Origin of the sequence: Microbulbifer litoralis, from assembly GCF_023634065.1 — a bacterium.
GTDB lineage: Bacteria > Pseudomonadota > Gammaproteobacteria > Pseudomonadales > Cellvibrionaceae > Microbulbifer > Microbulbifer litoralis.
In genome coordinates, this window is the sequence record NZ_JALKCV010000027.1 from 1 (window position 1) to 5,365 (window position 5,365).

General features: G+C 57.8%; 7 protein-coding genes. 3 read left to right on the forward strand and 4 right to left on the reverse strand.

The features are described from left to right. The first annotated feature begins 90 nt into the window (after window positions 1–90). Window positions 91–441: a hypothetical protein gene (locus MWN76_RS20660; protein WP_250465049.1), complete on the forward strand. Its 351-nt coding sequence runs from the start codon at window positions 91–93 to the stop codon at window positions 439–441. Window positions 442–546: 105 nt separating this feature from the next. Then, the gene (lepB, locus tag MWN76_RS20665) at window positions 547–1,062 is read left to right on the forward strand and encodes a signal peptidase I (RefSeq protein WP_250465051.1); all 516 of its coding nucleotides are present in this window, start codon (window positions 547–549) and stop codon (window positions 1,060–1,062) included. A 60-nt stretch (window positions 1,063–1,122) separates the two neighbouring features. Here the strand turns inward: lepB and MWN76_RS20670 are convergent, their stop codons facing one another. After that, the gene (locus MWN76_RS20670) at window positions 1,123–1,641 is read right to left on the reverse strand and encodes a peroxiredoxin (protein WP_250465053.1); all 519 of its coding nucleotides are present in this window, start codon (window positions 1,639–1,641) and stop codon (window positions 1,123–1,125) included. 160 nt (window positions 1,642–1,801) lie between these two features. Here MWN76_RS20670 and MWN76_RS20675 point away from each other — a divergent pair, with 160 nt between their 5' ends. Continuing rightward, window positions 1,802–2,605, forward strand: coding sequence for a bestrophin-like domain (locus MWN76_RS20675; RefSeq protein ID WP_250465055.1), 804 nt, complete (start codon window positions 1,802–1,804; stop codon window positions 2,603–2,605). Here MWN76_RS20675 and MWN76_RS20680 read toward each other — a convergent pair. The 3 genes from MWN76_RS20680 to MWN76_RS20690 all read right to left on the reverse strand — a co-directional run bounded on the left by MWN76_RS20680 (window position 2,602) and on the right by MWN76_RS20690 (window position 5,173). Next, window positions 2,602–3,696 carry an AI-2E family transporter gene (locus MWN76_RS20680; RefSeq protein ID WP_250465057.1) on the reverse strand — a complete coding sequence of 365 codons (1,095 nt, stop codon included), beginning with the start codon at window positions 3,694–3,696 and terminating at the stop codon, window positions 2,602–2,604. The two genes, MWN76_RS20675 and MWN76_RS20680, sit on opposite strands and share 4 nt — an antisense overlap. Window positions 3,697–3,783: 87 nt before the next feature. Further along, window positions 3,784–4,485 carry a D-Ala-D-Ala carboxypeptidase family metallohydrolase gene (locus tag MWN76_RS20685; RefSeq protein ID WP_250465059.1) on the reverse strand — a complete coding sequence of 234 codons (702 nt, stop codon included), beginning with the start codon at window positions 4,483–4,485 and terminating at the stop codon, window positions 3,784–3,786. 19 nt (window positions 4,486–4,504) lie between these two features. Then, window positions 4,505–5,173: a D-Ala-D-Ala carboxypeptidase family metallohydrolase gene (locus MWN76_RS20690; protein WP_250465061.1), complete on the reverse strand. Its 669-nt coding sequence runs from the start codon at window positions 5,171–5,173 to the stop codon at window positions 4,505–4,507. Between the last annotated feature and the right edge of the window lie 192 nt (window positions 5,174–5,365).

The following is a 5,365-nucleotide window of genomic DNA, read 5'->3' on the forward strand; positions in this document are numbered from 1 at the left end:
GTCGCTCCTTCGGGGCTGGGACGGTCTTTCCGCTGCTTTGCAGCTCCAAGTCCGCCCCAAACCGGGTGTTAAAAGTCTAAGGATATGAGTGTGAAAGGAATAGTCTGGGGCGTTATTAGCTATGGAGTCCTTTGGCTCTGCTTCATGGCAGTCATAAATATTTATGGAGTACCTGTTAAAGCGCTAGGAGTTTTGTTCGTTCTTTGTTCGGCATTGGCTGGCGTTGTTGCGGCAAAAAATAGCAAGACTAAACCTATCATGAATGCGGCTATCGCAGGTGGCATAGTAGGTATAATATGCTCATTAGCTGGCCTTATTTTTTCTGTCGAGCTAACCGAAAGTTTGTTCTATACGACACTCGTAATTTCGCTTTGTTTTGTAGCAGGTGCAGCGGTTTGGTGGACTGCGTCACTTTTAACAAGCAAATCATCAAGGTCATGAAATTCAGGTCTGCGCACATCTTGTACAGTCTCTGCGCCACTTTTTAAGTGAAAAAACACTCACGGTCAGTCGTCCTATAACGTAATATCTGGTGGAAGAAGTAAATTGAAAATATGGAATTTTCTGGCAGCTTTGGGAATGCTGGTTTTAAGCGTGTATCTCTGGAATCCATCTGGAACAGATACTTATGACCCTAGAGCTAGGATTCTCGGCTTTATGTTTTTTCATATGCCATCTGACTCAATGTACCCAAGTGTAGAAAGAAACAGTTATGTATACGTAACAACATTCTCGTATCTTTTTTCTGAAGTCGACAGCGGTGAAATGCTCGTGTATCGAGCGCCACATACTGGCAGCCCCTTTCTCGGTCGAGTTATGGGCGTATCTGGTGACAGAGTTTCATTGAAGAATTCATCGGTGATATTAAATGGAGTCGCACTGGAAGAAAACTATATGAATGATGAAGTTTTGGTATGTCGGCACAGTGATTTCCCTGAAATAAAAGTACCTGAAGGTTATTTATTTATTCTTGGAGACAATCGATGCAATAGTCTGGATTCCCGGTATTTCGGCTTTGTGCCCGATAGTAGCGTAATTGGGAAGGTCGCTGGCGGTATTTAATCTGCCAGGTGGCAAAGCCCTCCGCAAAAGCGGAAGCCTTCCAATACCGCCCCTCCAGCATTAACTTTTCTTACTCACCTCAAGCTCGGCGAGTGTCTTGGCAATATCTTCGGCACTGGTAGCCGGGTTGATGTCCTTGTCGATCTTGAGGATGTTCCCATCCTTGCCGATGTAGACCGTGATTCGGCGGGCAATGTTCAGGGCTGGCATTTTTACGTCGTAGGCGTCTGCGACTTCGCCTTCCGGGTCGCTGAGCAGGGGAAAGTCTGCCTTATGTTCCTCGGCAAATTTGGTATTGGTATCCAGTTCGTCTGTGCTGGCCATAAAGTAGGCCACATCGAACTCACGGATCAGGTGGCCATTTTCGGCCAGGGATTTGCACTCGATGGTGCAGCCTTTAGTGAAGGCCTTGGGATACCAGGCGATCACCAGGGCCTGTTGCCCCTTGAAATCCGACAGTGAGTAGGTTTTGCCGTCCGACGCCTGCAAGGTGAAGTCCGGAGCCGGATCGCCGACCTCGAGGGCCATCAGGGGCAGGCTGAGCAGCGTGGTGAGCAGCAGTGTGATCAAGCGTGTCATGGCGCATCCTGTATCTGTTGAGTGAATCGGGTCGTGATTATCCTACCGGTTGCGCGGGCCGGAAGCCATTGCCGGTACCTGGCGCGGCAAGTGGTGTGACTTTGGGCCACACTGGTAGGCGTCAATGGACTGACTGCGCAGCGCTCAAGGGCCCGATGATATGGATGATCTCGCCGTTTCAGCCGGCAACCTGTTCCACAGCCTGCCGCTATCCTTCGTCTATATCTGCACGGTATTGCTGGTGCTGGCTGCCCTGCTCCTGGGGGCGTTGCTCGGCCGCGTCCACCGCCGCCGCCACCGCAATGAGAAGGAGTCGTCGATCGGCACTGCCGTTACCGCGACACTGGGATTGTTGGCATTCCTGCTGGCCTTTACTTTCAATATGACTGCGGATCGCTACCAGCAGCGCAAGGCGCTGTTGCTCGATGAGGTGAATGCCATCTACACCGCCTATTTGCGCGCCGACTTTCTCGAGCCGCAAGCCGCGGAACGCGCCCGCGAGCTGCTGGAGGAGTATGTAGATATAAGGGATTTCAACCCGGCGCGGGAACCGGTGACGCCGAAAAACCTGGCGCGCAGCGAGGAGATCCACCGATTGCTCTGGCAGCTGGTCAGCGAGCATGCGCGGCGGCAGTACAACCCGGGGTACCTGCGCCAGTTTGCCGAGCCGCTCAATACCGTGATCAGCTTTCACTACTCGCGGGTGGTAGTGGGCCTGGAGTACCGGATTCCGGGGCCCATCTGGCTGGGGTTGTATTTTATAACGCTGCTGGCGATGGTGGTAATCGGTTACCAGTTCGGGATCCACCGCGGGCGTTCACTGCAGGTGGCGGTGGCACTGGCGCTGACTTTCGCCACGGTGATCGTGCTGATTGCAGACCTGGACCGCGCCACCGAGGGCGTGCTGCTGGTGGACCAGCGGCCCATGTCCGAGCTGAACCGGCACCTGCGGGAGCTGCGTTAGTCGCGAGACGGCGCTTCCAGTTCGGGGGTTGCCGGCCCGTGGATGCCCGAGGGATTCACGAACTCGCGCATGAAGATTTCCCAGAAGGCCATGAACAGTGCCGCCAGCAGCGGCCCGATGGCGAAACCGCTGATACCGAACATGATCAGGCCGCCGACAGTGGAGAACAGCACGATATAGTCCGGCAGCTTGGTGTCACGACCCACCAGGATCGGGCGCAGCAGGTTGTCCACCAGGCTGATCACCGCGACCCCGAACACCATCAGTACCGTGGCCTTGACCATTTCGCCGGTGGCGTAGAGATACAGCGCTGCCGGGAACCAGATGATGGCCGCCCCCACCGCTGGCAGCAGTGACAGCAGGGTCATCATCACCCCCCACAACAGCGGCGCCGGCATGCCCAGGATCCAGAAGATCAGCCCGCCCAGGGTACCCTGGGTGACTGCCACCACCAGGTTGCCCTTGATGGTGGCGCGGGTCACTTCGGCGAACTTGGCCAGCAGCAGGTGTTCGCGCTCGTCGCCCAGCGGCATGGCGCGGATCAGCAGCGCCACGAGCTTCTCGCCATCGCGGAGCAGGAAGAAGGTGAGGTAGAGCATCAGCCCCAGCATGACGAAAAAATTGAGCGTGTTCTGGCCCAGGGCGATGGCGTTGCGGGCCAGGAAGCTGCCGGCGCTCATCAGGCCGGTCATGACGCGTTCCTTCAACTGGTCGAAGTCGAGGCCGACGCGGTCGAAAAAGGCATTGATACCGGGGAAGGCGCTGCGCACCTGTTCGATCTGCTGGGAGAGATCGATCTGGCCGTTTTGCACTTTCTGGAAGATGGTCACCCCTTCATTGATAAACGAGCTGGCCACCAGCAGCACCGGGATCACCACCACCACGATACACAGCAGCAGCGTCAGCAATGCTGTCAGGTTGGGCCATTTTGGCAGGCGCTGCAGCAAGCGGCGGTAGACGGGGAAGAAGATCAGTGCGATGGCACAGGCCCAGAAGATGGGCGTGAAAAAGGGCTTCAGCAACAGGGCAAAAGCCAGCGTTACCAATAAAAGTGAAAGGATAAACGAATGACGTTCCAGTTTTTCCTGCACCTGCCGCGCCCCCTGTTGTTATTGCGGTGGCGGCCGCCGGGTGGCGCGCCGCCGGGAGGCGCCTATGTAATCAGATGGCGTTGTCTTTTACCAGCGCCGGTAGCCGCAGGTGTCCACGTGGAAGCGGACACCGCTGTAGATACCCAGGCCCATATCCCATTTCTTGCCGGCGCTCTTGTGGATGTCGCGCAGTATCGGCACCAGTTGCTTGCGGGTGAATTTGCGCTCCGGGATCATATCCAGGCCACAGAAGTGCATGTGCTTGCTGGTTTTGGCCCCGCCGGCCTTGGCGTTGTAACTGGATGTGCGCCAGCCGGACAGCACGATGACGGGCCCGATACGCGGGATGATCTCTTCCTTCACCACTTTCAGGGTGTCCACCATTGTCTCCCAGTTGTCTTCCGGAGGAATGGCAAAGGGGGGCTCGCCCACTTCCTGCCAGTCGGTACCCTGGCGCATTAACTCGTAGAGGGGCACTACGTCGTCTACATGGTTGAGTTGCAGGAAGTTTTCCAGCTTGGCGAACTTCTCGCGGTTGTCGCCTTTCTGCAGGAATTTCTCGAAGGCGCTCTCCGAGGCGGCGGCGTAGCCCTGGATATCGTAGACCTCGGGGATGGGCTCGTATTCGATCGGCGTGACGATGCGCTCGGCCAGCTCGCGCACCTTGTCGACGGTGAGCACGACGAGTACCAGCAGCCCGACCAGGACCAGTACACTGATCCACACGGCCCGACGGCGCTCGATATGGATGTCGACATATTCGTGGTCTTCGCTCTCTTTGATATCCATCGGCGTTCTCTTGCGGCGGCTACCAGAGCCGGTAGCCGCAGGTGTCGATATGGAAGCGGACGCTGTCGTAGATGCCCAGCCCCAGGTTGCTGCCGGGACCCAGGCGCGCGTGCAGGCTGCGCAGTTCCTCGATCAGTTCCTTGCGGCTGATATTGGATTTCGGCACCAGGTCCAGGCCGCAGAAATCCCGGTGGCGGCTGCCGGACCTGCCGCCGGACTTGCGGTTGTAGTTGGCGGTGCGGTAGGCGGACAGGACGTCGACGGGCCCGATACTGGGCTCGAGTTGATCGCGGATGATTTCCAGCGTGGCGACCATGTTGCGCCACAGGTCGCGCGGCGGTATGGCGAAGGCGGGCTCATGGATGTCCAGCCAGTCGGTCCCCTGGCGCAGCAGGTTTTCCGCATTCAGGACTTCGCCCACGCCCTGGGCCTCCAGGTAGTCGAACAGCCGCGCGGTGCGCTCGCGGTTGTCGCCACGGCGCAGGAAGCTCTGGAAACTCTCGCCGGTCGCCACCCGGTAGCCCTTCAGCTCGTAGTAGGGCTTCTCCAGCGATTTAAAGTAGAGGTACAGCCACAGCGCGACCACCACCAGCAACAGCAGCAGCGTAATGCCCGCCACCACCGCGCGGTTGATGCGCCGGCCGGGGAGTTGCCGCAGTGTGTCTTGTCCGGCGAAGAACAGCGCCATACGGAGACCTGGCCCCTGCTGGTGAGGTGAAGGCGGGCGACATCGGCGCCCTTTCCATTTCACTATAGCTGCTTGAGGCGCGGTTTTTGGCGGGCGGAAAAAAGCCCCCGGGAATGGCTCCGCGGGGGCTTTGGGGGGGCGCTTTCACGGTATTGAGCGGGCGGTGCGCACGGCACACCCTACTTGAGAACC

Excerpts from the sequence above, each read along its gene's own strand:
- MWN76_RS20670 (WP_250465053.1), bottom strand. The coding sequence starts at position 1,641 with ATGACACGCTTGATCACACTGCTGCTCACCACGCTGCTCAGCCTGCCC.
- MWN76_RS20685 (WP_250465059.1), bottom strand. The coding sequence starts at position 4,485 with ATGGATATCAAAGAGAGCGAAGACCACGAATATGTCGACATCCATATC.
- MWN76_RS20690 (WP_250465061.1), bottom strand. The coding sequence starts at position 5,173 with ATGGCGCTGTTCTTCGCCGGACAAGACACACTGCGGCAACTCCCCGGC.
- MWN76_RS20675 (WP_250465055.1), top strand. The coding sequence starts at position 1,802 with ATGGATGATCTCGCCGTTTCAGCCGGCAACCTGTTCCACAGCCTGCCG.